At 55.3% G+C, this 1,749-nt stretch carries 2 pseudogenes; both read left to right on the forward strand.

Features of this window, described 5'->3' with window-relative positions:
• A pseudogene (locus I5W_RS16530) lies at nt 1-662 on the forward strand (hypothetical protein); the annotation flags it as partial.
• Between the two features lie 317 nt (nt 663-979).
• A pseudogene (locus I5W_RS16535) lies at nt 980-1,749 on the forward strand (hypothetical protein); the annotation flags it as partial.

Consider the following 1,749-nt stretch of genomic DNA (forward strand, 5'->3'; position numbering starts at 1 on the left):
ACATTCCTCTGGATCAGAAAAACTTCGGCATCCGGGACAAGGAGTTTGGCATCGACTACAACTCGGAGTTTCTCAAGAACGACTTCATAGGAAAACAGCGAGCCTGGTATGAGAGTGCCTATGAAAACTATAAGCCAATCATCGGCGGAGTGAGCGGGCACACGCTTGGTTACTTGAACCTCTATCGCTCGGCGGTTGACAAATGGCATCTGCAGAATCGCCATCAACGACACGCACTGCCTGATCATCCCTCTCTCGAAACGTTCCGCGGCATCATGCTGGCTGCACTGATCGGCAATAAACGGCATCACAGCTACGACGAAGTGATGACGGCAAGCGTCGGTGCAAAATTTGCCCTGGCCGAGGGTGACGGTTTGCAGTACAAGGATCGCGCAGGCTACGGCGATATTCTGCGATCTTCCGATCCGATATTACGGCAATGTGCCCAACGAGCCGCCTCGCAAGTGGAAGCGAGCTACCTATCACTAGACTACGATACCGTCCTCAGTGCCATCGAGCTGAATCGCCCTGGACTGCGCAGCCATTTGGAGGCGCCTGTGAGTCGATACTTCCGCGCACTTGCCAGCGGCCAATCCGAGGCATTGGAGTCAGCCAAACAGAGCATTTCGACAGTACTGACTCAACAACTTGGGGAGCAGTAATCCGGAGCACTGGTTTTCAGCAATGCCCCTCCTCCCATTCCAAGACGTTGGCATGGACGGGCAGAATCCCCATCCGAACAACCACCTGTCCTGAATGTCGCGTTACGGGAAAACTTCCTTGACCGAAATGCAGGTCGATCCAAAGTACAGCTATGATGCAAACTATCTCATCCCCCTACCCGAATGTCAGCGACCTGGCGCTGCAAAGCAGCGCCACACGCGAGACACAGGAAGTACAACATTGGCCAGCCGAGAGCGTCATTGACGTCGCACCCGGCAGCCCCCTACCCTCTTTTCAGCGCCGAGGCAGCAGTCCCATGCAACGTCGCTTCCAAGAAGAGCGCAGGGAAAATCTGAACAAGGTGCATCATGACATCGTGATGCATACCAGCCACCGTCTGATTGCGGACCATAGCATGGCCCGTATCCGGGAAATCAATCAATTGCTACTCCAGCTTGATGTCAGCACTCGCAGCAGGGAAGCGCTGCGCTATGTTGACGAGGTCTTTCTCGCGCTTGGCGTGGATCCAGGCGCTGCCGCCAAGGAACTTGCTAGGGAATCAGCGGCGCTGCAAACAGCCGGAGCGCTAAACAATATGATCGGCATCATGCCGACCATCTATGGTGCCCTGGGGCCGAGGAGCAATGCCGCAGTCGTGTCCTTCGTCTGGTCACTGCTCGCACAATTGTATCAACCTTACCTGGGAGTGCAGATTTTCAACGCTGCGTTCTATAGTTTCGACTTTACGCGCGACGCGGGCATTCCGGGCCGTAGTCGGCAATTGGAAGGGGCCGCCACGCTTACCTCCACTTCGCAGGATTTGGTCAAGGCGACCCAGAACCTACGGGCCGCACTGACCGAAATGGAAAAACTGCCGCTGCCTCCCGATGCCGCACAGAAGCTCTCCGAGGCGTTGTCTGCCTGTGAGCAAGCAAGCCAACAGCGGTATCGACGAGAGGTCCACGACGATAGTTTCGACCACGGTCGTTGGGCACAATCGATGTTATCGGGACTCAAGCAGATATTGCTGAACTTGACGCAGTACATTACCCTGGCCCAGAACAAAGAATGCAAAGGCGGAAGATA

Origin of the sequence: Herbaspirillum sp. B65 (assembly GCF_000333555.1) — a bacterium.
Taxonomy (GTDB): Bacteria; Pseudomonadota; Gammaproteobacteria; order Burkholderiales; family Burkholderiaceae_D; genus Herbaspirillum; species Herbaspirillum rubrisubalbicans.